At 45.6% G+C, this 24,645-nt stretch carries 20 protein-coding genes; 6 read left to right on the forward strand and 14 right to left on the reverse strand.

The genetic code is table 11. The features are described from left to right. Window positions 1–21 precede the first annotated feature (21 nt). The 7 genes from LJ707_RS18520 to LJ707_RS18550 form a co-directional block, all read right to left on the reverse strand. Complete coding sequence (locus LJ707_RS18520; protein WP_228953867.1) at window positions 22–675, reverse strand: TetR family transcriptional regulator C-terminal domain-containing protein; 654 nt, start codon at window positions 673–675, stop codon at window positions 22–24. A 164-nt stretch (window positions 676–839) separates the two neighbouring features. Next, the gene (locus LJ707_RS18525) at window positions 840–2,783 is read right to left on the reverse strand and encodes a beta-N-acetylglucosaminidase domain-containing protein (protein ID WP_228953870.1); all 1,944 of its coding nucleotides are present in this window, start codon (window positions 2,781–2,783) and stop codon (window positions 840–842) included. A 188-nt stretch (window positions 2,784–2,971) separates the two neighbouring features. After that, window positions 2,972–4,558 (reverse strand): 2-oxoglutarate dehydrogenase complex dihydrolipoyllysine-residue succinyltransferase, encoded by a 1,587-nt coding sequence (gene odhB, locus LJ707_RS18530; protein WP_228953872.1) that lies wholly within the window; start codon window positions 4,556–4,558, stop codon window positions 2,972–2,974. A 61-nt stretch (window positions 4,559–4,619) separates the two neighbouring features. Then, window positions 4,620–7,424 (reverse strand): 2-oxoglutarate dehydrogenase E1 component, encoded by a 2,805-nt coding sequence (locus LJ707_RS18535; protein WP_228953874.1) that lies wholly within the window; start codon window positions 7,422–7,424, stop codon window positions 4,620–4,622. 138 nt (window positions 7,425–7,562) lie between these two features. After that, window positions 7,563–9,095: a cryptochrome/photolyase family protein gene (locus LJ707_RS18540; protein ID WP_228953876.1), complete on the reverse strand. Its 1,533-nt coding sequence runs from the start codon at window positions 9,093–9,095 to the stop codon at window positions 7,563–7,565. Between the two features lie 76 nt (window positions 9,096–9,171). Next, complete coding sequence (locus tag LJ707_RS18545) at window positions 9,172–10,479, reverse strand: DASH family cryptochrome (protein WP_228953878.1); 1,308 nt, start codon at window positions 10,477–10,479, stop codon at window positions 9,172–9,174. A gap of 96 nt (window positions 10,480–10,575) precedes the next feature. Then, window positions 10,576–11,046, reverse strand: a complete 471-nt coding sequence (locus tag LJ707_RS18550) for a DinB family protein (protein WP_228953880.1) — start codon at window positions 11,044–11,046, stop codon at window positions 10,576–10,578. A 115-nt stretch (window positions 11,047–11,161) separates the two neighbouring features. Here LJ707_RS18550 and LJ707_RS18555 point away from each other — a divergent pair, with 115 nt between their 5' ends. The 4 genes from LJ707_RS18555 to LJ707_RS18570 are packed head-to-tail and all read left to right on the forward strand — an operon-like array spanning window position 11,162 to window position 15,264. Then, window positions 11,162–12,874 carry a glycosyltransferase family 39 protein gene (locus LJ707_RS18555; RefSeq protein ID WP_228953882.1) on the forward strand — a complete coding sequence of 571 codons (1,713 nt, stop codon included), beginning with the start codon at window positions 11,162–11,164 and terminating at the stop codon, window positions 12,872–12,874. Between the two features lie 11 nt (window positions 12,875–12,885). Continuing rightward, window positions 12,886–13,908 carry a hypothetical protein gene (locus LJ707_RS18560; RefSeq protein ID WP_228953884.1) on the forward strand — a complete coding sequence of 341 codons (1,023 nt, stop codon included), beginning with the start codon at window positions 12,886–12,888 and terminating at the stop codon, window positions 13,906–13,908. 15 nt (window positions 13,909–13,923) lie between these two features. After that, window positions 13,924–14,643 (forward strand): DUF2490 domain-containing protein, encoded by a 720-nt coding sequence (locus LJ707_RS18565; protein WP_228953886.1) that lies wholly within the window; start codon window positions 13,924–13,926, stop codon window positions 14,641–14,643. A 21-nt stretch (window positions 14,644–14,664) separates the two neighbouring features. Beyond that, a complete protein-coding gene (locus tag LJ707_RS18570; protein ID WP_228953888.1) occupies window positions 14,665–15,264 on the forward strand; it encodes a hypothetical protein in 600 nt (199 codons plus the stop codon). Between the two features lie 58 nt (window positions 15,265–15,322). On the opposite strand, the gene LJ707_RS18575 is transcribed toward LJ707_RS18570, so the two are convergent. Further along, on the reverse strand, window positions 15,323–16,060 hold the full coding sequence (locus LJ707_RS18575; protein WP_228953890.1) for a head GIN domain-containing protein: 738 nt from the start codon (window positions 16,058–16,060) through the stop codon (window positions 15,323–15,325). Window positions 16,061–16,260: 200 nt separating this feature from the next. Here LJ707_RS18575 and LJ707_RS18580 point away from each other — a divergent pair, with 200 nt between their 5' ends. Beyond that, window positions 16,261–18,048, forward strand: a complete 1,788-nt coding sequence (locus LJ707_RS18580) for a glycoside hydrolase family 15 protein (RefSeq protein ID WP_228953891.1) — start codon at window positions 16,261–16,263, stop codon at window positions 18,046–18,048. 21 nt (window positions 18,049–18,069) lie between these two features. On the opposite strand, the gene LJ707_RS18585 is transcribed toward LJ707_RS18580, so the two are convergent. Genes LJ707_RS18585 through kbl form a run of 6 tightly spaced genes read right to left on the reverse strand, consistent with a single transcriptional unit; the run spans window position 18,070 to window position 22,021 of the window. Then, a complete protein-coding gene (locus LJ707_RS18585) occupies window positions 18,070–18,651 on the reverse strand; it encodes a TetR/AcrR family transcriptional regulator (protein WP_228953894.1) in 582 nt (193 codons plus the stop codon). Further along, entirely contained in the window at window positions 18,651–19,058 is a 408-nt protein-coding gene (locus LJ707_RS18590; protein ID WP_228953896.1) for a hypothetical protein, read from the reverse strand. Before LJ707_RS18590 ends, LJ707_RS18585 begins: the two co-directional genes overlap by 1 nt. Then, window positions 19,059–20,093, reverse strand: coding sequence for a phenylalanine--tRNA ligase subunit alpha (gene pheS, locus LJ707_RS18595; RefSeq protein ID WP_228953897.1), 1,035 nt, complete (start codon window positions 20,091–20,093; stop codon window positions 19,059–19,061). Between the two features lie 6 nt (window positions 20,094–20,099). Then, window positions 20,100–20,510, reverse strand: coding sequence for a PIN domain-containing protein (locus LJ707_RS18600; protein WP_228953898.1), 411 nt, complete (start codon window positions 20,508–20,510; stop codon window positions 20,100–20,102). Further along, window positions 20,507–20,785, reverse strand: a complete 279-nt coding sequence (locus LJ707_RS18605; RefSeq protein ID WP_228953899.1) for a DUF6364 family protein — start codon at window positions 20,783–20,785, stop codon at window positions 20,507–20,509. Before LJ707_RS18605 ends, LJ707_RS18600 begins: the two co-directional genes overlap by 4 nt. Before the next feature lie 45 nt (window positions 20,786–20,830). Then, window positions 20,831–22,021 (reverse strand): glycine C-acetyltransferase, encoded by a 1,191-nt coding sequence (gene kbl / locus LJ707_RS18610; protein WP_228953900.1) that lies wholly within the window; start codon window positions 22,019–22,021, stop codon window positions 20,831–20,833. 130 nt (window positions 22,022–22,151) lie between these two features. Here kbl and LJ707_RS18615 point away from each other — a divergent pair, with 130 nt between their 5' ends. Next, complete coding sequence (locus tag LJ707_RS18615) at window positions 22,152–24,641, forward strand: DUF5686 and carboxypeptidase regulatory-like domain-containing protein (protein ID WP_228953901.1); 2,490 nt, start codon at window positions 22,152–22,154, stop codon at window positions 24,639–24,641. Window positions 24,642–24,645 lie beyond the last annotated feature (4 nt).

Here is a 24,645-nt window from a genome sequence, read left to right on the forward strand (position 1 = left end):
TGGGTTATCTGCACAGGCGATTTAAAAACCGGCCTTTTCTTTAAAGCCACTGTTATTGTAAAGGAATTTGCCATAATCTATCAGGTTATCAATCGGCGTACGCTCAAACAGATCAAACGTTACGTTGATACCTTTTTCGATAGCCTCGTCGGTTTTTTCAAATCCGGCAGAGTTATCTTTAATCCAGAAGTTAAGCACAAATCCAAATTGCATCCACAGGCCGTCCTTATACCTTTTGGCGAAGAATTTACGGTCAGACAGTTCGCCGCTTTCCAAACCCTGTTTTAAAATGCTATCAGCAAAGTTTTCAAATACCGTTTTTAACTGCTCAAGCACAACAGGTGTACCCAGTGTACGGCCATGGCTATTTAAGCTGTAAACCGCAAAACTGCGGCGGCCTTTGAGCAACTCAAAAAAGGCGTAAAAAAACGACAGGGCCTTCTCGCGCGAGGTATATTGCGCCCAAACTTCCTGCGTTTCAATTTCGGCAAGGGTCTTCCTGGCAAAGTCAGCCCAGATGCTTTGCTCCACACCCGCAAATGAACCAAAGTAACGGTAAAACTCCTCCTCGGTTGTTTCAATGTTTTTGGCGAATATATAAACTGATTTGGGCTGCGTGCCCTCTGTCAATACATGATCAATATAGGCGTTCTGTATACTTTCGATTGTTGCCATGGCAATTGGTTTTATATATAAAGATACGTAGTAAACAGCAAGTTAGTATCTGCTGCTTCAGCATTATCTTATTAATTACAAAAACCTGTCAATAAGGTTTCTGCTTGCAGCAACAAAAAAGCCCGGCATAACCAGGCTTCTTCCTTAAAATATCTTTATAGATGCTAAAAAGCGATCAGCTTTGGCGCATCCGCTATAAAGCTATCCAATACCCCATCAGCAATTTTTATCGGGCCATCAAAACGGGTTGCACCTTTGATGGATTGAACGGCTGCCGCTTCGGCTGCCAGCTTTTTGGCATTAGCAAAATAGCGTGCGGCTGCTGCACTTTGCTGATCGGCAGCGTTAAGCCCGGCGGCGGTTAATTGCAGGGCCCTGCCCCATAGTTGTAAGGCATCAAGCCATGGGCGTGCCTCCTGCGCGAATGCCGGATCAACAGTACCCGAAAGGATAATATCCGAAGCGGTGGCCAGGCCATCTGCACATTGTATAAGATTGTTAATTGCTTTTTGGCGTGAGGCAGCATCGCCGCCGGCTATGGCTTCGCGCACGTCATCCAGCGTTGCTTTTAAGTGGGGAGCTTGCTCCTGCCAGGGCTGGTTGCCAAAGGTGGGCGCTATATGCTGCGTATCAAAAAAGGTTAGTAAGGCTGCGGTTGTGCGCTCATCGCCGCCAGCCAGCTCACGTGCCGAAAAATGCCAGGTGCGGTTGGCATCGTAAGCCTTATCATTCCAGGCAAAGGCGGCAACGCCCGTTACAGCCGGACGACTGGCCGCTTCCTGGTTCATCGGGTTTGACAGGATGCCACTTAATCCTTCCGCCAAACCCGCTTCGCGGCGGGTGTACGGTGCAAGCAGTAATCGCCCTATGGTTTGCGCATAATCGTTAACCGGGTAATTGTCCCACAACAGTGTTTTACGGCCGAATGCTTTTGTGGCCGCTTGCGCATCTGTAGTGGCAATAGCCGGTGGTACTACATCGGTACCGGTCCATTGTACTACTATTTTTGGATCGAGGTTTTTTCGCAGAGCGGCCTTGTAGGGGCTTTCCTTAGCATCGTAATATTCAGTTGGAACCATTATAAGCGGGCGGGCATCCGGATCGTGCGCGTTAAGGCTTGCCTGTACCGCGTTCAGGAACCTGGCCTGCGCTACACCGGCAGCTTCAGCCCCGGGCGCGCCAAAAGTTTTTTTATCGAGTTCGCAGTTCCACTTAGTATACTCAATATCATCAAGGGCTACATAAAAGTTGTGTACGCCAATTGAGCGCAGGGCATCGAATTTACGTTCGATCAGTTTCAGCTCAGCCGGATCAGAAAAACAAACCGTTGGACCCGGAGATATCGCATAAACAAAATTGATATGGTTGCGTCGGGCTGTTGCAACCAGCTTGCCAAGTTCGGCTAAGGTAGTTTTCGGGTAATCTTCGCGCCAGCGATCACGGGCATAGGGGTCATCCTTAGGGCTATACACATAGGTATTGGCCTTAACGCCAGCCAAAAAGTTGAGGTGTTTGGTACGGTTCTCCATTGTCCATGGCGCACCGTAAAAACCCTCAATGGTACCACGTATCGGCATGGCCGGGTGATCCTGTATTACCAATGCCGGGATTACCGCACGCTGCGCCAACTGGCTAAGGGTTTGCACCGCATGGAACAAGCCATCAGCATCATGCCCGGCAAGTGTAATTATGCCGCCGTTTGCCCTGGCTATGGTGGCAATGGTATAGCCTTCGGCATGGGTATCAATCACAGTACCGCTTTGTTTCAGGGCCTGGCTAATCAGGCTTGCCTTGCCGGTGCCGATCACGATGTAATTACCCTCCGGATTTGATGGCAGGCGCTGTGCAGTTAAAATGTTATTCACTCCTGCCCCGGTGAGTATTTCGCGTACCTGTGCAAGGGTTTCGGCATCGGTGCCCGGTGCTGCTACAAGGGTTACGGACTTGCCTAATAAAATAGTACCCTTGCCAAGCTCAATCGATTGCGGAGCAGGAAAAATCATGGGCATTGTTACCGCCGACGCTGATAACTGATTAATGGTTGGCTGAGCTAAAACATTGCCCGCGCCCAGCATTAATATTGCTGCACAAGTGAATAGTTTATTCATATATTTTTAATATTAATTCCTTAGATATATCATAGTGCGTCATTTAGGATTAAAAGACCTACTGATAGCGATCAAACCGCTATTATAATACTTTTTAGCCAAGCATCGGTTAATTAACTTAAATCGTGCCTTTATAAAACAAAAAAAGCCCGGTTATGCCGGGCTTTTCAATATTATATGTTATTCAGTTAAACACCTAACAGTAACCTTGCAGGGTCTTCAAGTAATTGCTTAACCCTTACCAGGAAGCTTACTGATTCGCGGCCGTCAATAATACGGTGATCGTATGACAGGGCTAAATACATCATCGGCCTTATCACTACCTGTCCGTTTACCGCTACAGGGCGCTCAACGATGTTGTGCATACCTAAAATGGCCGATTGTGGTGAGTTGATGATCGGGGTCGACATCATCGAACCGAACACACCACCATTGGTAATGGTGAAGGTACCGCCGCTCATTTCATCAATACCCAGCTTGTTTTCGCGGGCTTTGCCTGCCAGGCGGATTACTTCTTTTTCGATTTCAGCCAGGCTCAGTTTATCAGCATTGCGGATAACCGGCACTACCAGGCCTTTAGGGGCTGATACCGCTATGGATACATCGGCATAATTGCTGTAAACAATTTCTTCTCCATCAATACGGGCACCAACTGAAGGCCAGTCTTTCAAGGCCTCGGTAACCGCTTTGGTAAAGAACGACATGAAGCCTAAGCCAACGCCATGTTTCTCTTTGAATTTATCTTTGTACTTGCTGCGGATCTCCATAATCGGCGACATGTCAACCTCGTTAAAGGTGGTCAGCATCGCGGTTTCATTTTTAACGGCAACCAGGCGTTTTGCAACTGTTTTGCGCAGTGACGACATTTTTTCGCGGCGCTCATTACGCTCACCTGAAACAACCGGCGCGGCTGCAGGTGCAGCAGCCTTTTGAGCAGGAGCAGCAGGAGTGCTTTCTGCTTTTGGCTTTCCGCTTTGAGCATTAACGGCATCCTCTTTAGTAATACGGCCGGCTACACCGGTGCCGCTTACTGATTGCGGATCAACACCTTTTTCGTTCAATATTTTTGCCGCGGCAGGCGATGGGGTGCCTGACGCGTAAGTTTTTTCTGTTGATACTGAAGCAGCAGGTGCCTGTGCTGCGGCAGCCGGAGCAGTATCCGCTTTTGGCGCACCGCCTGATACCACACCACCGCCTGATATGCTGGCCACCACCGTGCCGATTGGTAAAGTATCACCCTCGGCAGCTAAAGTTTTTAAAGTGCCCGCTTTTTCAGCAGTTAGCTCAAAAGTTGCTTTGTCTGATTCCAGCTCGGCAATAGCCTCATCCATTTCAACAGCCTCGCCATCTTTTTTCAACCAGCGCGAAAGGGTTACTTCGGTAATTGACTCGCCTACCGGTGGAACTTTGATCTCCAGTGTGCTCCCACCTTGTGCAGGTTCAGCGGCAGCTTGTTCAGGTGCCGCGGCTTGTTGTGCCGGGGCAGATGGTGCTGATTCGTCTGCTTTATCCGTATCAGCGGGGGCTGCACTTGCGGCTCCACCATCTTCAATGCTGGCAACTACTGCGCCAATGGCTAAGGTATCACCTTCGGCGGCAATGGTTTTTAAAGTCCCGGCCTTTTCGGCAGTCAGTTCAAATGTTGCTTTATCTGATTCTAACTCGGCGATCACTTCATCCATGGCTACCTGGTCGCCGTCTTTTTTTATCCAGCTCGACAGGGTTACTTCGGTTATTGATTCGCCTACCGGCGGAACTTTTATTTCTAAACTCATATTATTTGTAGATTGTATTTTAAGCTGCAGGTTGTTTCACTCTTTTTTAAAAAGAACCGATTTAATCGGCTCCGGTTTCAGCCATTTTTTTAGTTGTTTTATCTATCGTAGCCTTAACATCTTTTTCGCCCGGAGTTTCAAACGCCTTGTTGATGATGTATAATTGCTGCGCGGCATGTTGTTTTGCATAACCGGTAGCGGTACTGCTACCCTCGTTACGTGATATAACACTCAGCTTAAATACACTGTCGTTATGGAATTTACGGCAGATGTATGGCCAGCCTCCCATATTCTCAGGCTCTTCCTGTACCCAGATAAACTCTTTTGCCTTGGCATATTTTTGTTTGATCTTGAGGATGTGATGAACCGGTGTAGGGTATAACTGCTCAATACGCACAATGGCTACATCCTTACGGTTATCTGTCTGCTGTTTTTCAAGCAGCTCGTAATATATTTTACCGGTACAAAGCAGTACGCGTTTTACTTTTTTAGGATCAGCCCACTCATCCTCATACAGCTCATGGAAACGGCCGTTGGTAAACTCCTCCAGCGGCGATACGCATTTAGGACTGCGCAGCAAGCTCTTCGGCGTAAAAATAACCAGTGGCTTACGGAAGTTGCGTTTTAACTGGCGGCGCAAAATATGAAAGAAGTTGGCTGGTGTAGTACAGTTAGCAACCTGAATATTGTTATCAGCGCAAAGCTCTAAAAAGCGCTCAATACGTGCTGATGAGTGTTCAGGGCCCTGGCCTTCATAACCGTGTGGTAACAGCATCACCAGGCCATTACCCCGCTGCCATTTTGTTTCGGCACTGGCAATGTATTGGTCAACAATAATTTGGGCGCCATTAAAAAAGTCACCAAACTGTGCTTCCCAGATGGTTAGCGCGTTAGGGTTAGCTAAGGCATAGCCATATTCAAAACCCAGCACACCATATTCAGATAGCAATGAGTTGTAAATGTAGAATGGCGTATCGCCTGCCACTGTTTCCAGCGGAGTAAATTCGTTTTCGCTTTCGGCAAGAGTAAGTACCGCGTGCCTGTGCGAGAAGGTACCGCGTTTAACGTCCTCACCGCTCAATCTCACCGGGTGGCCTTCTTTCAATAATGATCCGTAAGCCAGTAACTCGCCCATTGCCCAGTCGAACACATGGGTTTCGTTCACCATCTTATTACGATCCTCAAAAAGCTTTTCTATCTTTTTAAAGAATTGCTTATCCTTTGGTAATTCGGTGATCTGCCGGCCGATCTCCAGTAGTTCAGCTTCGGGCACAGCCGTATCGGTTGATATCAGTACCTCTTTCTCTGTCGGCAAATGCAGTCCTTGCCAAGCGCCGTTAAACATCGGTAACTGGTCGGTAAAGCGATCTTGCGCCTTTACCTCGTCAAGCTCCTTTTGCAGTATGCCCCTGAATGCTTTTTCAGCATCCTTGGCAAATTGCTCGGTAACGCTACCCTCGGCTATCAGTTTTTTCAGATACACTTCGCGCGGGTTAGGGTGCGCGTCAATAGCCTTATACAGTACGGGCTGGGTGAATTTAGGCTCGTCACTTTCGTTATGGCCATAGCGGCGGTAGCACAATATGTCAATAAACACATCGTCATGGAAAACCTGGCGGTACTCCATAGCCATGTTGATTACATAAGCCAAAGCCTCCACATCATCACCGTTAACGTGGAACACCGGTGAAAGCACCGTTTTGGCCACATCAGTACAGTAGGTGCTTGAACGGGCATCCTTAAAGTTGGTGGTAAAGCCTATCTGGTTGTTAATAACCAGGTGTATGGTACCACCTGTGCGGTAACCTTCCAGCTTTTCCATTTGCAATACCTCGTACACAATGCCCTGGCCGGCAATTGATGCATCGCCATGTATAAGTATCGGGGCGATCTTGGTAAAGTCGCAATTATATTTAAAGTCGATTTTTGAGCGTGTCAAACCTTCAACAACCGGGTCAACCGCCTCAAGGTGCGATGGGTTAGGGCAAAGGCTCAGGTGAACCTTTTTGCCGTTAGCCGCCTCAACATCTGTTGAAAAGCCCAGGTGGTATTTAACGTCGCCGCCAAACGGTGAATCAAGATCATAGTTCTTGCCTTCAAACTCAGAGAATATTTCCTTATAGGTTTTCTCCATGATGTTGGCCAGCACGTTCAGGCGGCCACGGTGAGCCATACCCAGTATAAACTCCTCGATACCTATCTGCGCACCCTTTTGAATTACCATGTCAAGCGCAGGTATCAGCGCCTCGGCACCTTCAAGCGAAAAGCGCTTTTGGCCCAGAAATTTGGTGCCTAAGAAGTTCTCAAAAATTACCGCTTCGCTCAGCTTATTCAGCATGTGCTTTTTATCATCAATGGTAAAAGCCGGTTTGTTGCGGATTTTTTCCATGCGCTGCTCAAACCAGTTTATCTTTATCGGGTTACGGATGTAGCGATATTCGGCGCCAATGGTACCGCAATAAGTATCTTCAAGCAGTTGGTGAATATCGCGCAGCTTGGCGGGGCCTAAACCTACCTCAACACCGGCATTAAAAACGGTATCCAGGTCAGCCTCGCTCAGGCCAAATGTATCAAGCTCCTTGCCCGGAAAGTATTTGCGGCGCTCGCGCACGGGATTGGTTTTTGAGAACAGGTGCCCCCGGGTACGATACCCGTTGATCATGTTCAGCACGTTGATCTCTTTTAAAAAGTGCTCGGGCGTATCCGCCGCTACCGCCTGTTCAGCCGGTGAGTCCTTTCCAAAATCAAAACCTTCAAAGAATTTTTGCCATCCGAAATCGACCGATTCGGGGTCTTGTTTATAACTTTCGTATAAAGAGTCGATGTAAGCAGCGTTCCCGCTGTTTATATAATCATGGTCACTCATGGTGAATTATATCTAAAATCAGTGCAAAAGTAAACATAACGTATTAGAAACTTTAAATTTTATTTGTAAATCATACGCTTAACAAAACGTTATTTTAAAAATATGATTTGGCAGTTACTAACAGTGCAATGTTTATAACTATAACTCATTAATTATGCCGAGGTATATATCGGCCTGTTTATTTATTTCGTCAATATCATCGCTGCTCATTTTTTTAAGGATGTTGTACATCATGCCTATGCGGTGGTTGCCTTCAAGTTTACCGGCATTACGGTAAAAAAAATTCCAGTACAAACTGTTGTAAGGGCAGGCCCTTTCGCCGGTTTTCTTCTTATAGTCGTAATGGCAATTGCCGCAGTAATCGCTCATTTTATTAATATACGCTGCTGATGACACATAAGGCTTTGAGCCAATGATGCCCCCATCTGCAAACTGGCTCATACCGCGGGTGTTGGTTATCTCTACCCATTCAATGGCATCAATATATACACCCAGGTACCAGGCATCCACCTCATCGGGGTTTAGCCCGGCAAGCAGCGCGAAGTTGCCTATCACCATCAAACGTTGGATGTGGTGCGCCCAGGCATGGTTTAATGATTGGCCGATGCATTTGCTCAAACAGTTCATTTTGGTTTTGCCTGTCCAAAACCACTCGGGCAATTCGTCGCGGTGGTCAAAAAAGTTAAGCGAAGCAAACTCCGGCATTTTGGCCCAGTAAACGCCGCGCATAAATTCGCGCCAACCCAGCACCTGCCGTATATAGCCTTCAACCTGCGCCAGGGTTATTTCGTGCTTGTTCTTATCGTAATGTGATAGCACCTTGCCGATTACCTCGTGCGGGGCTATCATTTTTGAGTTTTGCGCAAATGATATGCGCGAATGGAAAAGGCTGATATGTTGTTGCAGCATGGCATCCTCGTACGTGCCAAAATGCGGCAACAAATGCTCGCAAAAATAATCCATCAGTTTAAGCGCCTCATTACGGCTTAGTGGCCACGGAAAATGCTTCTCATCCACCTCGCCAAAGTATTTCACTTTTTTAATGTCGATCATTTTCTTTAGCTCCGATACATCATGGTTAAACTCAACAGGCGGCACTAAAGGCGATTTACCATCATACTTCTTCCGGTTTTCATGGTCGAAGTTCCACTTATTGCCTGCTGGTTTGCTGCCCTGCATCAGTACCTGGTGCTTTATCCGCATGTGGCGGTAAAAGTTCTCCATCAAAAAGTACTTGTCGCCAAAAAATTCTTTTACCTCATAACGGGTGGTAAAATAATGTTCGGTATCGGCTGATCCGGTTTCTATTTTCAGCTTTTTGCAGATCTGTTTTAGCTGTTCGTCCAGGCGGTACTCATCGGGTAACTGATATTCAAAACGCTCAATATCTTCGTGTTTAATAATGCGCTTAATATTAGCCTCAATGGTTTGGGCATTATCCGTATCATCTAATTTGATGTAAATTACGCGGTGCCCTTTTTTGGTAAGCTGGTGGGCAAAGTTGCGCATGGCAGCAAAAAAGGCGAGCATTTTTTGCACATGGTGCATTACATACTCCTGCTCCTGCATCACTTCCATCATTACGTAAACCACGTTCTTATCAGCAGCTTTAAGCCAGCTATGACCGCTGTTCAACTGATCGCCAAGAATTAAACGCAGCGTTTTACCCATGCAGGTTTAACAGGGCATTATAAAGGAGGGTTTTGAAAATTTTTTATGAAGATTTGTTTTAAACAACAAGGGCGGGTTAAACCACCTGCTCGGCCTCGTGTGCTGAAAGCCATGTATCAATAAACGGACTTTTGGTTTCGAGCTGTGAAACCTGGCGATGGATAAAATTCTTATTCTCCCGCGGATCATTACCTACACCGGCCACAAATGCCCAGTTGCCCCAATTGCTGGCAGGCGAGTAATCAATCAGTTTTTCTTCAAAATAAAGCGCACCGCGTGTCCAGTTAACCTTTAGGTCGCGCACCAGGTAACCGGCTACTATTTGCCGGGCGTAGTTGTTGATATAGCCGGTAGCATTAAGCTGGTGCATGGCGGCATCAACATAAGGTACGCCGGTATTGCCTGCACACCATTGCTCAAACAACGCATCCTGGTTGGCAGCGGTTTCGGGCGCTTCGCTTTTAAACCCTTCGGGATTGAAGAATTTTTTGCCATGCTTTTTAAACATAAAGCGAAAGTAATCGCGCCAAAGTAATTCCGGTATCAGCGGGTTATTATTGCTGTGCCCCTGCTCGTGCCTGGCCACCTCAAAATAAACGCGCCTTGGCGAAAGGCAACCAAATGCCAGCCATGGCGATAGCCTTGAAGTGTTATCGGCAGCAGTTTGCGGGTTGCGCGCGGCCTTTGCCTTAACAGGTGTGTTATTGGTAAAGTATTCTTCGAGCGCGGCTATACCGGCACATTCGCCACCGGTAAACTTGATAGTGGCACGCGGATCGTCAACCGGCTCATCCAAACCCAGGTCTGTAAGGGTTGGCAGCTCACCGGCATCGGTTATAGCGGGGGTTAGTATCTGTTCGGGTGTATCTGTTTCGGGCCTAACGCTGCTGTCGCGCTCCACCTTTTTCTTAAATACCGAAAAGCTATCAGGGATATCCTTTATCGGGAATGGAAGATCCTCTTTATGATATAAGGTATGGCCGATAAAATGCTTGAGGTTAAGTTTCTGTTTCCACAAAGCGGCCTCTACTTCTTCGGACATGGCGGTTTCCTGCGATGCTACTTCGCGGTGATGGTAAACCTCGTTCACCTGGTATTCGGCGGTTAGCTGCGGAATGATCTCGGCCGGGTTGCCTGTGCGTATAATAAGCTCTCCGCCAAGTTTGCGCAAATTATCGCGCAAATTGGCAATGGATTGCAATAAAAAGCGGGCCCTGAAATTTCCGGTTGTTGATTTGCCGGTTTCGACAATTTTAAAATATTGTGGATCGAAACAATAAACGGGTAATATCTTATCGGCTTTGCGGGTGGCTTCTAACAATATCTCGTTATCATGCACACGCAAATCATTTCTAAACCAAACAAGTATAATCCGTTCACTCATAGTTATTCGGGATAATAACCTACCGCAGTTTTACAAAAATGCAAATTATTTACCTTTGTTTTTATTGCGCCGGTAATATTTGACACCCCATCAACATTATAGCTGTTTGCCAAACAAAGCCCGGCGCAGCGCCAAAATATAGCCATGATGCAAGCCATCATGAAAAGGCAGAAAGCTTATTGCCTCATCGATATTATTAATGTTTACCCCGTAGCGCGTTGTCCATGGCACGTAATTACTGAATATGCCATTTTGATAGTCCTGCTCCAACTGCTCAAGGGTTGTAGTGAATAAATCTCTGAAATCATCCAGTTCAGCCTGGCTTATAAACTTTTCGGGCTTTGTGCCAGGTTTATACAACTCATACATTTCGGTACTGATGTGGGTTTGCAAGCCTGCGCGCAGGTAGCATACGCCCTGCTGGGCTGCCACAATGTGGCCCAAATTCCAGGCTATGTTATTATTAAAGCCGGCGGGCACTTCATTAAGTAAATGGATATCGATACTATCAATTAACTGTAAAAGCTGTAGGCGGGGTTTTTGCAATATTTCAATCGCTTTGATCATAACTGTTGTGGCTGGTGGTTGAAGCCACTAATTTATAATTTTATGATGAACTCAAATCTCTTTATCCTGTCATAAAATAAACTTAACCGTATTAAGTTTACCTTTACAACGTTTAATGCTGTATACACAAAACATACATACTAAAAACAACGGTAAGTATATCGGCTGGTTTCTGGCCGTGTGGACGTTGTTCAACATCATTCAGGCCTGTACGCTTGAACTGCATAGCGATGAAGCTTATTACTGGCTGTATTCCCGCTTTTTAGACTGGGGGTATTTTGATCACCCGCCTATGGTGGCGCTGTTTATCCGCGCCGGGGATGTGTTTATGCACAACCCCTTAGGGTTAAGGTTGGTAAATATTGTTTTGAGTACGGCATCGCTGTTACTGCTATGGAAAACCGCCAAAACAATAGGTGCCAATGCCAAATGGTTTATACTGATAGCAAGCGGCATGTTTACCCTGCACATTTATGGCTTTATTACCACGCCCGACGGGCCGCTACTGCTTTTTACCGCTCTCTTTTTTTATGTTTATCAACGGTATCTGCAACAAAACACCTGGTTGCAGGCCTTGCTGCTGGGTGTAATTTTGGCCGGGCTGCTATATAGTAAATATCATGGCATATTACTGGTTGGCTTTACCCTGTTGGCTGATATTAAGATATTAAAACGCGGCACTTTTTGGCTGATAGCCACGGTGGCATTGACTTTATATACACCGCACATTTTATGGCAGGTAAACCATAATTACCCATCGGTGGCCTATCACCTGGCGGACAGGTCAGAGAAAAGTTACCGGTTTGATTACACCTTTTTCTACATTCTCTCGCAAATGCTGATGGCCGGTGTGCTTACCGGTTGGCTGCTGTTTTATAAAGGATTCGCTCTACCCGCAACGGATAGCTTTATCCGCGTGCTGAAGGTGAATTTTATCGGCATCCTGGTTTTTTTCCTGTTTACCTCCCTGCGAGGAGAGGTACAGCCGCAGTGGACCATCATCGCATTTGCTGCACTGCTGATATGGCTGAGCGCACAGCTAAGCAACATCGCTACGCCTAAGTGGCTGCAGGGCCTGGCAGTGGCCAATATTGTGATCATTGCCATTATACGCTTACTTGTTATAGCCCAACCGGCCCCGATACAACAAGTGCAGGCCATTAAAAAATTCTTTCATTATAAGGATTGGGCGCACACCATCAAACAAAAAGCAGGCGATAGCTGGGTGGTGATGAATGATGGCTTTCAGCTTCCGGCCAAGTATTGCTACTATAACAATACGCTCAAATGCTTCTCGTACGATTCGCGCTACTACCGCCTTACTCAATTTGAGATATGGCCTTTGGAAGATAGCGTGCAAAACAAGCGGGTATTTTATGTAGCCCGAGATCCGGACGTAGCTACTACCGATACCATTACCACCGCTACAGGCAAATGGTATACCGGCTGGATTGATAGCCTGCGCACCTACCAGCGTGTAAGTATCACCACCAATGAAAAGAAGATCAGCCTTGCGCCGGGGCAGCAGCATAGCTTTAACATAACGATAGCCAATCCGTATAAATTCCCCATCAGCTTCAGTAATGCAGGCATTAAACAAAAGGTAACTTTAGAGGCCTGTTTTTTTGATGGTAAGCAGGAAGTGGACGTTCAGGCGGCTGACAGCAGTTTTAATAAGCTTCGAATTGAACCGGGGCATAACGTTCAATATACCTTTACGATAAAGGCACCGTCAACAAAAGGTAAATATGATATGCTTTTCTCCTTACACACAACACCTTTCAACGGAAACCGTAACAGCGGCTTTATAACTTTCGTGGTGGAATAGTACATTTGCGCATGTTGAAAAAACTTTACCTGTTATTTTTATTTATCGCAATTAATTCTGCTGCCTGGGCGCAACAGAACCTTGATATACATTTTAACGCGCTCGGCTTTTTAGATAACCGCGAGTACAAGGCATTCATTCCCCGTTCACGTACTTATTCAGGCACGCGCTTGGCGCTGGATCTGGGGTGGAATGTGGATAGCGTTAACCGCTTTGTAGTGGGCATGAATGGTATACATGAGTTTGGTGCCAAGCCCTACTTTTTAAAGGTTAACCCGGTTGCTTACTATGAATATCACGGTAAAAACTGGTTGTTCAACGCCGGTATGTTCCCGCGTGAAGGGCTGCTGTCTGATTACCCACGCTCGATACTGAATGATACCCTGCGTTACTACCGCCCCAATGTAGAGGGTTTGCTAACGCGATACACTAACGAGCATTTTACCGAAACCGTTTGGCTGGATTGGGTAAGCCGCCAAACCGCTACCGACCGGGAGCAGTTCCTGTTCGGCTTTTCGGGTAAGTATAAACCATCAATAAACGGGTTGTTCTACCTGTCGCACTACTTTATGATGCTGCATGATGCCGGTGCTGAGATTGCCGACCCGACCCACCCGCTGGGCGATAACGGCGCGGCGCAGATCAAACTGGGTTTAAACCTGACTAAGTTAACCGGCCTCGACTCACTAAGCGTTGAAGCCGGTGGTATGATGTCGCTTGAGCGCATGAACCGCGATATCGGCTTCCAAAACCACGCGGGCTTTGTGGCGGCAGCATATTTTAGCTATAAGCGCATTGCCCTTTTTGATGAATTTTACGCGGGCCAGGGCCAGCATGTAATTTATGGCGACTCATACTATCTTAAAAAACTGTACAACCGTTTGGATGTGATCTATACGCCGTTCCTGTTTAAAAACATTAAGGGGCAGTTCGTGTTCAGCTTTCACCAGTCGCCCGCGCACTTGAATGATAACCAGCAAGCCTTCCGCATAGTGGTTGACCTTGGGCGCAAAAAGCTGCTGAACTTCAACTAACCGACACCAACCTGAATGATGAGAAGTAAATTTTTTACCCTGTTGATACTGATGTGCCTGGGCTATGGTAAGCTGTTTGCGCAAAACTCACAATTCACCGTTTGGGGTGCCTGGTTTCATACACAGAAACTTTCTGAGCACTGGGGTTACGCGTTTGACGGGCAACTGCGCTCGGCAGATAAGGTTGATTACCTGCGTAACATTTTACTGCGGCCATCAGTAGCGTATTATTTTAATAAAAACCAGTTTGCCAATTTAGGTTATACCTACGTAACTACTTACGGCCGCACCCTTGATGGCGAAAAAACTTTCAGGCCCGAAAGCCGCATATTTGAGCAGTTTACCCAGGGGCATAAAATCAGCAAAAGCGTGCAGGTATCGCACCGTTTCCGTTTGGAGCAACGTTATTTGGGCGACTCGGCCGACGACCGCGATGATAACTATTTTGCCCAGCGCTTCCGCTACTTTATACGTGCCGTTATCCCGATGCAGCGCGACAGCAATTTTAGCAAAGGCACATTCATCGCCCTGCAAAACGAGGTGTTTTTAAACGTGCAGAACAAGGATAAAGTAAATACCCACTTTTTTGATCAAAACCGTGCGTATGTAGCTTTTGGCTACCGTTTCAGCAAGAAGTTTGATATGGAGGTGGGCTACCTTAACCAGTACACCAAAGCGGCGAGTAGCGGTACCTCAAATAATGTGGTGCAGATGGTGTTTTATACGAGGTTGTGAGCTAAGTATAATACCTAAACCATGAATTACCTTATCAAATCATTAAAAGTATCACTGGCATCCGTAGCTGTTATACTGATCAGTTCATCTGCAACAAATCGTAATGCGGAGAAAGATTATTTTGGCATCAATGAAATATCTTTTAATAATATAAGCTATAAGTTAGCCTGGAGTTCTCACCCCACGTTGCAATATTATAAGCAGGAATACATACCCGAAGACGAAACGGTTGAAAAATTCAATAATATGGTTTTGATTGATTTTATTCAAACACATTTGCCATTGGAAGATGCTGTTACAGCACAAATAAACATCCTTAAAATTCGTAAACAAACGGACGCTGTATGCAAATACGAATTGATCAAAAAGAATAATGAATACATCCTCGACTTTTTGATGAGCGAGGGCAATGAGCATAATTTAAAGTTACTGGAATGGAATGCCTATCACTATAAAGAATATACAGATAAGACTGGAAATAAGGGGATATTAATGTTTGGTTATAGCCATAGAGCATACGATGCCGATGCGGAGCAGTTCATGAACTATTTTTCACAGTACAGGAATAAATTTATGACCACATTCTCCAGCTATCCAATGCCTGAAATCCAACTTAAATAATGCAAAAAAGAGCGATGAGATTTTCTCATCGCTCTTTCATTAACAGGGGTAAAGGGAATTAAAACTTATGTATATCGCCGCTGCCCGCGCTTGATGATGATACATTGGTAGCGCCGCCGGTATAAAATATATCGCCGCTGCCGACTACTGATGCATCAACCTTTTGGCTGGCGTTTACACGTGCATCGCCACTACCGGCTACTTTAACCATAGTGCTTTGGGTAACAAGATCGCCGCCGGTAAAATCGCCGCTGCCCACCACCTTAACGGCTGATGTTTTGGCTGTACCACTTACCTTAATATCGCCTGAGCCGGATATGCTGCTTTCAAGTTCGTTCACATTTACACGGCCTGTAATATCGCCCGAGCCGCTTACACGCAGGGCAAGTTTGTCGCCTTTAATGCCGTTCTTAAAAAATATATCGCCCGAGCCTGACATGGTGATGCTGTTAAGGCTTTTAGCGGTTACATAAATGATGATTTTTTTGTTGCCCCAGTTCCAGCTCCAGTTCTCATTCTTGCTGTGAATTTTCAGGGTACCGCCGTCAACTTCGGTAACGATTTTGCCAATCACATCCGATGGTGCTTCTACCTTAACAGATTCGGTTGAGCCCTGGGTAATGTAAATATCCCAAGAGCCGGATACGGAAACAGCGTTAAAGCCCGAAAGGTGGCGGTCTTCAGTAGTTTGAACGGTTTTATTAATGGCGGTATGATATGGGTTTGAAGCCAGGGTGGCTGCGCTGCTGCCGGCAATAAGCACCGCGGCAAGCATTATTTTACTAATGGTTTTCATGATTAATGGAATTGCTGGTCAATTGTGTTTGAATATTAGACGCAGGTACCTGCTGATAAGTTGCACCACAACCCTAAAAATATTTGCCGGTGTTGATGTTTATTGCTTTAATGACCAAAAAACGCAAACAAAACCAGCATCTTATTTGATTTAAATTACTTAAAGGCATCATTAACTCATTTGTTCCGTTTATAAATAATATGGAGAAACACATGTATAATGCAGGTTTGGTAGGCAACTGCGCTTACCTGGCCCACATCAATAAAAACACTAACATTACGTGGCTTTGCTGGCCACGGTTTGATAGCACCTTTGTTTTCGGCAGCCTGCTTGATAAAGAAAAAGGAGGCGAATTTTCCATTTTGCCCGAGGGGGATTTTGAAACGGAACAATATTACCTGGAAAATACCAATGTGCTTTGCACGGTAGTTACCTGCGATGAGGGCAAGTATCGAATTACTGATTTTGCCCCGCGCTTTCACCAGTACGATCGCTTTTTTAAGCCGCTGATGCTGATACGTAAAATAGAGCCGATTGAAGGTTTGCCCAAGATAAGGGTAAAATGTGAGCCGGTGTGTGATTATGGCCGCCGCAAGCAAAAGGCGCGCATTGGCAGCAACCATATTGATTATGCCGGGTGCGATGAAACCATGCGCCTCACCACCAACATCCCGATTAGTTACATTATAGACCAGCAATATTTTCAGCTTAATGAAACCAAATACCTGCTGATGTCATACGGTGATCCGCTGGAGGCGCCACTGGTAAGTACGGCCGAAACATTTTTACGTAATACCACCCAGTACTGGCGCTTGTGGATCAAGCACTCCTCAATAGCCGGGTATTTCCAGCCCTATGTAATCCGCTCGGCGTTGGTTTTAAAAATTCACCAGTTTGAGGATACCGGCGCAATTATAGCCGCCAGTACAACCAGCTTACCCGAGCACCCTGGTAGTACCCGTAACTGGGATTACCGCTACTGCTGGCTGCGCGATACCTACTATGTACTTACCTCACTTAACCATATCGGCCATTTTGAGGAGATGGAAAGGTATTTTAACTATGTGTCTGACATATCCATCTCCGAGGACGATGAGTTCAGGTATCAGCCTTTGTATGGCATTACCGGCAAAAAAAAGCTGGTAGAGGAGATCATGGATCATTTGGATGGTTATATGGGCGATAAGCCGGTACGTGTAGGTAACCAGGCCTATGAACATATTCAGAATGATATTTACGGGCAGGTATTAATATCCCTGTTGCCGCTATATACCGATCATCGCTTTGTATTCAGCGAGCGTAAGGACTCGGTACGATGGATTGAATCTCTGCTTAATAAAATTGAACGAACCATTGACGAAAAGGATGCCGGTATATGGGAGTTCCGTAATATGGCCAATATACATTGCTACAGCAACCTTTTCCAGTGGGCGGGCTGTAACGCGGCAGAAAAAATGGCGTTAACCATTGGCAATAATGATTTAGTGCAGAAAGCAAACGCGCTAAAGGAGCGTGCCGCCGCGCATATTGAAAGCTGTTACGACCCGGTACGCAAGGTATATACCAACGCGGCAGGCAGTCCGCACCTGGATGCCAGCACGCTGCAACTTATCATGATGAATTACCTCGACCCAGCATCGCAACGGGCGAAGGATCATTTGGCGGCATTGGAAAAGGAATTAAAAACGCCTAATGGCTTATTTTACCGTTACCTGCATGCCGATGATTTTGGCAAGCCGAAAACTACCTTTTTGATCTGCGCTTTTTGGTATGTGGAGGCATTGGCTTGTGTAGGCAGGCTTGACGATGCCATGCGCGAGTTTGAGAGCCTGATGAAATACTGTAACCACTTGCTGCTATTCAGCGAGGATGTGGATGAGGAAACAGGCAGTATGTGGGGTAACTTTCCGCAGGCGTACAGCCACGTGGGTTTAATGAATGCGGCCTATCGCATAGCTATAAAGCTGGACAGGCCTGTGTTTTTATAATCAATAAAGGATTTTATTTTTTTACACAATGAGTGCTGCCTTAACTAAGTAAGGCAGTATCTCTTTTTGAAAGGATACAAAATTCTTGCGCACATCGGCATCACTAACCGAAGTGAACGCGAAACTGAAAACGATGCTCTTGCTGCTCTTGATCAGGAAACGTAAACGCTGCTGAAAGGTATCGTGCTTGCGCATACCGGTTAGTTGGGTGAAGGATAGTACCAGCAAATCCTCCAGCTCGTTTGACAGGTTCTTCAAAAACTCCTGTGAGTTGGCTGATTCGCGGATGAATTCCCAGCCGATGAACTCGTTACATACCGTGTATGACAGGCGGCAGGTTTTCATGATGAGGTTGGTCAAATGTTCCTCCTCGCTTTTTTCGGGGGTGTTGAGGTGTATCAGGTCATCAACGCTAACGCGTATATAATCCATCAGCAGGGAGTGCAGTATTGCTTCCTTGCTTTCAAAGTATTTATAGATGGTAGCCTTAGCGATTTTCGCCTTTTTAGCTATCTCATTAACACTGGTTTTATGGTAGCCAAACTTGCGGAACAGATCCTGCGCTGCCCGCTTTATACTGTCTTTTATTTTATCGGCTTCCATTAACTGTTTACTATTCTGATCTCAAATTGGGTTATAATTACCGTGTACGACCGCAGTGACCGTGTTGCCGGAGCCTTTACCGGCGAGCCATCCAACAGCGAAAACTTTGAGCCGCTGCATGGGTCGGTTACTGTGAACAGGCCTTCATCAACAGTTACGGCGCAAGCTTTTTCGGGCTGATAACTACTACAGCGGTCAAATGCAACAATGCCGCTGCCTGTGTTGTAAACCACAATGCCTGCAATACCTCCGGTTAGCGTAATTACACTACCGGCACTGCTAATGCTATTATATCGTGGGTCGGCACGCTGTATGGTGATATTTACCGGCACATAGGGTACTGCATCATTTTGTTTGCCGCAGCTAACTAATATTATACCCAGTAATGCGCACAGTAATATCCTCATTTAAATAATATCGGTTTTAAACTGTTTCAGGAAACGCACATCGTTCTCTGAGAACAAGCGCAGATCGCGGATAACATATTTAAGGTTGGTAATACGTTCGATACCCATGCCAAAGGCAAAGCCGGTATATTTTTTACTGTCTATACCGCAGTTCTCCAGCACGTTCGGGTCAACCATACCGCAGCCTAATATCTCAACCCAGCCGGTATACTTACACATGTTGCAGCCGTCGCCTTTACAAATAGTACATGAAATATCCATCTCGGCCGATGGCTCTGTGAACGGAAAGTACGACGGGCGGAAACGCACCTTGGTACCCTCGCCATAAAGCTCCTGCACAAAGTGAAACAGCGTTTGCTTCAGGTCAGCAAATGATACATTCTCGTCAACATACAAACCCTCAACCTGGTGAAAGAAGCAATGCGCACGTGCTGATATGGCCTCGTTGCGGTAAACACGCCCCGGCATAATAGCGCGGAATGGCGGCTTACCATTCTCCATCATACGTACCTGTACGGATGAAGTGTGGGTACGCAAAGCAATATCATCCTGGCCATGGTTCTTTTTAATAAAGAAGGTATCCTGCATATCGCGGGCCGGGTGCTCCTCGGGGAAGTTAAGTGCCGAAAAGTTGTGCCAGTCATCCTCAATCTCCGGCCCTTCGGCAACAACAAAGCCCAGGCGCTTAAAAATATCAATGATCTCGTTGCGCACTAATGACAGGGGGTGACGTGAGCCTAATGTAAAACCATCGCCCGGCAGGGTAAGGTCGGCTTCGGTTTTGCTGCTTTCGGCGGCAGTACCGGCGCTTTCTTTAAGCTCATTGTATTTAGCTTCAGCCAGTTGTTTAAACTGGTTAAGCACCTTGCCAAAGGTGCGTTTATCATCAGCACCAACGGTTTTAAACTGCTCAAACAGGTCCTTCACAATACCTTTGGTACCCAAAAACTTTATACGGAAAGTTTCCAGCTCATCGGCTGTAGCTTTTACAAAGTTGTTTATCTCCTGTGTGTACTTATCTATTTGTTGCTGCATTGTATTTTATATCGATCTTAAAAACTGCTCGGCACTTAGTACCGGCAGTGTTGCATGCTTATAATCTTTTATGTTACGGGTGATGATGGCATCGGCTTTTGCATTTGCTGCTGAGTAATACTGAACAGCATCTTCAAAATCGCCAAAGTCAGAAACAATGGCTTGCTTGATGATCTGACCATCTTCTGCAATAATACGCAGATTATCCGACAGTAATTTTATTGAAGCCCTTGCCGGCTTTTCACCCACCCGCTTTTTAAGCAGGTAATGTATATTTAATAAGGAGTGTACAGATGTACACCCGGTATAATTTTTACCATCAAGTAAACGCAGCAGCCCTTTTGCCCAAACCGCATATGTTTCACGCTCAAGCAAAGCATCAAGAAGAATATCAGAATCAATGAAGATTAATTTCATGCTCCGTATTTCTCTTCCAGATATTTGCCATATTCAGCCTTATGGTCAAAGTCAGGCGTTGGCTTGTCAACTACTGTTAGTTGCTTTACCCAATCCGGCATTTCTGCATTTTTGAGCTTCTCCAAAAGCGGGTCTTTTGTGGTTTTCTTCTTAGCTACTTCGTTCAGCATCTTTTTGAATAGTTTTGATACACTGATATTACTTTCAGAAGCGATACGCTTCGCAAGTTCTATCGTATCTTTATCTGCGCTTAACGTTAATTTAGTAGCTGCCATAACCTTAAATTATACGTACAAATATAAATAAAGTATACGTATAATTTATTTAATAACGCCAAGCTCTTTACCCACTTTGGTAAATGCGGCTATGGCTTTATCCAGATGCTCCTGCTCATGCGCGGCTGATAGCTGTACACGTATACGCGCCTTGCCTTGTGGTACTACAGGGTAGTAAAAGCCGATAACATAAATACCTTCTTCAAGCATTTTAGCGGCAAACTCCTGCGCCAGTTTGGCATCGTACAACATTACGGGTACAATAGGGTGTACGCCCGGTTTTATGTCAAAACCTGCGGCGGTCATCTTCTCGCGAAAGTATTGGGTATTGCTTTCCAGCTTATCGCGCAGATCTGTAGTTTCGCTCAGCATATCCAGTACGGCTATTGACGCGCCGGTGATGGCCGGTGCCAGGGTATTGCTGAAAAGGTACGGGCGCGAGCGCTGGCGCAGCATATCAATAATCTCTTTACGGCCAGAGGTAAAACCGCCCGATGCACCACCCAATGCCTTACCCAAAGTACCGGTAATAATATCGATCTTGCCCACTACGTTATGATGCTCATGCGTTCCGCGGCCTGTTTTACCCATAAAGCCCGAGCAATGGCTCTCATCTATCATCACCAGGGCATTATATTTTTCGGCGAGTTCGCAAATTTTATCTAACTGCGCAATGGTACCATCCATGCTGAACGCGCCATCAGTAACGATAATACGGTGACGAAGATCCTGCGTGGCTTTCAGCTTCTCTTCCAGATCGGACATATCATCATGCTTGTAGCGATGGCGTTGCGCTTTACACAGGCGTACGCCGTCAATGATGGAGGCGTGGTTCAGCTCGTCAGATATAATGGCGTCCTTATCATTAAACAAAGGCTCAAACACGCCACCGTTGGCATCAAATGCAGCGGCGTATAAAATGGTATCCTCAGTGCCTAAAAATTCTGATATTTTTTGTTCAAGCTGTTTATGTATATCCTGCGTGCCGCAAATAAAACGTACCGATGATAGGCCGTAACCATGTCCGTCCATCGCGGCCTTGGCTGCTTCAATAACCTTGGGGTGTGATGATAGGCCCAGGTAATTGTTAGCGCAAAAGTTGATCACCTCCTGGCCGCCCTGCACGGTAATATCGGCACCTTGGGGCGATGTAATGATGCGTTCTCTTTTGTATAAGCCGGCGTTCTCTATCTCGGTAAGTTCCTGCTGTAATACAGGTTGCAGTGTATTGTACATAAAGTCAGTTTAATTTATCAGGCAAAATTACGCATTGAAAATTTATTAGTGCCTACAAAATCAAACCCTTTAAAAATATCTACAACCAATAAAACATTTTTTACCGCGGCTGCATTATGTGTTAAACAATATGAAAAAATATTTACTACTGATTTTAAGCGCTTTAAGCACCCTGGCGGCTATGGCACAGCAGCAATATATACTCTCGGGTAAAATTACTGATGCTGATAATAAAACCGTGCCCTTTACCTCGGTTTACATACGTAACTCTACTTATGGCACTACCGCCAATGAGTATGGGCGATATGCGCTCAAATTAAGCCCCGGTGAATATAACGTGGTTTACCGTTTTGTTGGGTTTAAAGAAAAAACAGTTAAAATAACTGTTACCAATAAGGATATTGAAAATAACGTTCAGCTACAGGATGAGATATTTTTGCTCAATCAAGTAAATATTACCGGCAAACGATCCGCTGATGCAGACCCGGGTATGGCCATCATGCGCGAGGTGGTTAAAAAACGCGAATATTATTTGAACGAGGTAAAAGGGTACTCGTGCGCGGTATACATTAAGGGCGTACAAAAGCTCATAAAATCGCCTAAGAACTTAATGAGCAAGGAGGTTACCCGCGCGCTTGATCTTGATTCAAACGGCAGGGGGATACTTTACCAATCCGAATCGTTATCGCAATTCAATTATGAGCGACCGCATAAAGTACACGAGATCACCATATCATCAAAAGTAGCGGGGCAAAACACAGCTTTCAGCTATAATAAGGCATCTGACCTGCAGTTTAATCTGTACGAGAACATCTTTACCATTAACGGCCTAAGCGCACGTGGCTTTGTTACCCCGGTGGCCGATAATGCGTTTGATTTTTACCGGTTTAAGCTGGTGGGTACCACGGTATCAAATGGTGAAACTATTGATAAGATACAGATCATTCCGAAACGTAAGTATAGCCAGGCTTTTCAGGGTAACATATATATTGTGCATGGCGACTGGCGTATTTACGGTGCCGACCTGATGCTGACCAGCAAAACGAACATGATCAACCTGATTGATACCTTGCAGATCAGTCAGCAGTTTGTACCCGTTAAAGATGATATTTGGATGCCGGTATCAGCTCACTTTGATTTTGGCGGCAATGTGTTCGGCTTTCAGTTTGCAGGGTATTATGTGGCTATCTACAATAACTACAAGCTTAACCCAGCCTTTGAGCCCGGATTTTTTAATGGTGAAATATTAAAGGTTGATACGGCGGCCAACACAAAACCCACCGGATACTGGGATGCTGCACGGCCTATACCCCTCACCTTTCAGGAAAAGCGTGATTATTTACGCAAGGATAGTGTATTTGCCATCACCCATACCTCGGCCTACCTCGACTCGGCACAAAAGGCGCATAACAAGTTCAACCCGGTTGCCTGGACCATCTTTCCTTACATAGTTACTGATTGGCGTACTAAGCGCTCGGTAAGGATAGAGCCTTTTCATAAAACCATATTTTATAATACCGTTGAGGGTTGGGGTATTGATTTCAGGCCGACATTCAGCAGGCAGTTTAACGATCTGAGCAATATCACCATTCAGCCCACGCTGCACTATGGTTTTTCGAGCAAGATGCTCAGCGCTAATATTAACGCCAGTTATTTATATGATCAGTTTAACAATGCTAAGTTCTACACCAGTTTTGGTTCTGATGTGCTGGACTTGAACAATGTGGGTACCCGCTCGCTGTTCTTCAACACAGTAAGCTCACTCATTTATGAGAATAACTATGTTAAGTATTACCGTTCTAAATTTGGTGAGTTTGGCTATCAGCGTGAGCTGGCTGCCGGTATTTTATGGAATGTTAGTTTAGGATATGCCAACAGAAGGCAGTTATACAATACCTCTTACAACCATATTTTCAATTCAAAAAACAGGGAGTATACCTCAAATAATCCATTGGCACCGGTTACCGCACCTGCTGACGATCGGTCATTCCTTTTTCCTGACCATAACGCGCTTACTTTTAAAACCTCGGTAGAGTTTACTTTTAGTCCGCGATACCTGAACAGGCCCGATGGTAAGTACTATGTAAAATCAAAATTCCCGACGCTGGTATTCAACTATCGTAAGGGCGTAAATAATCTGTTAGGATCAGACGTTAATTATGATTTCGCATCGCTCGATATATCGCAGGATGAAATAACGATGGGGCTTTATGGGCGATCATCGTATAAAATAACCGCAGGTACCTTTTTTAACCGCAACACCATATATTTTATGGATTATAACCACTTTTTGGGTAACGTAGGTACCACGTTCGACCCTACTTATGTGGGTAGCTTTCACTTTTTGCCTTTTTATGAGTTCAGTACCGACAGGTCTTTTCTGGAAGCGCATTACTTCCATAATTTTTCGGGAGTTTTATTTAACAAGATAGGCTTTTTACGCAGCCTGAAACTTGAAGAGGTAATGGGCGCCAATTATCTGAATGCTAATAACCGCCGTAATTATTATGAGCTGTATGTAGGTATCAAAAAGCTTTTCTTCAGGCTTGATTATGGTATCTCATTCGCCGGTAATCAAAAATACGTACAGGGCATCAGGTTTTATTACGGCATCAGGTAACAAT

This window comes from Mucilaginibacter sp. UR6-1 (genome assembly GCF_020880975.1).
Taxonomy (GTDB): domain Bacteria; phylum Bacteroidota; class Bacteroidia; order Sphingobacteriales; family Sphingobacteriaceae; genus Mucilaginibacter.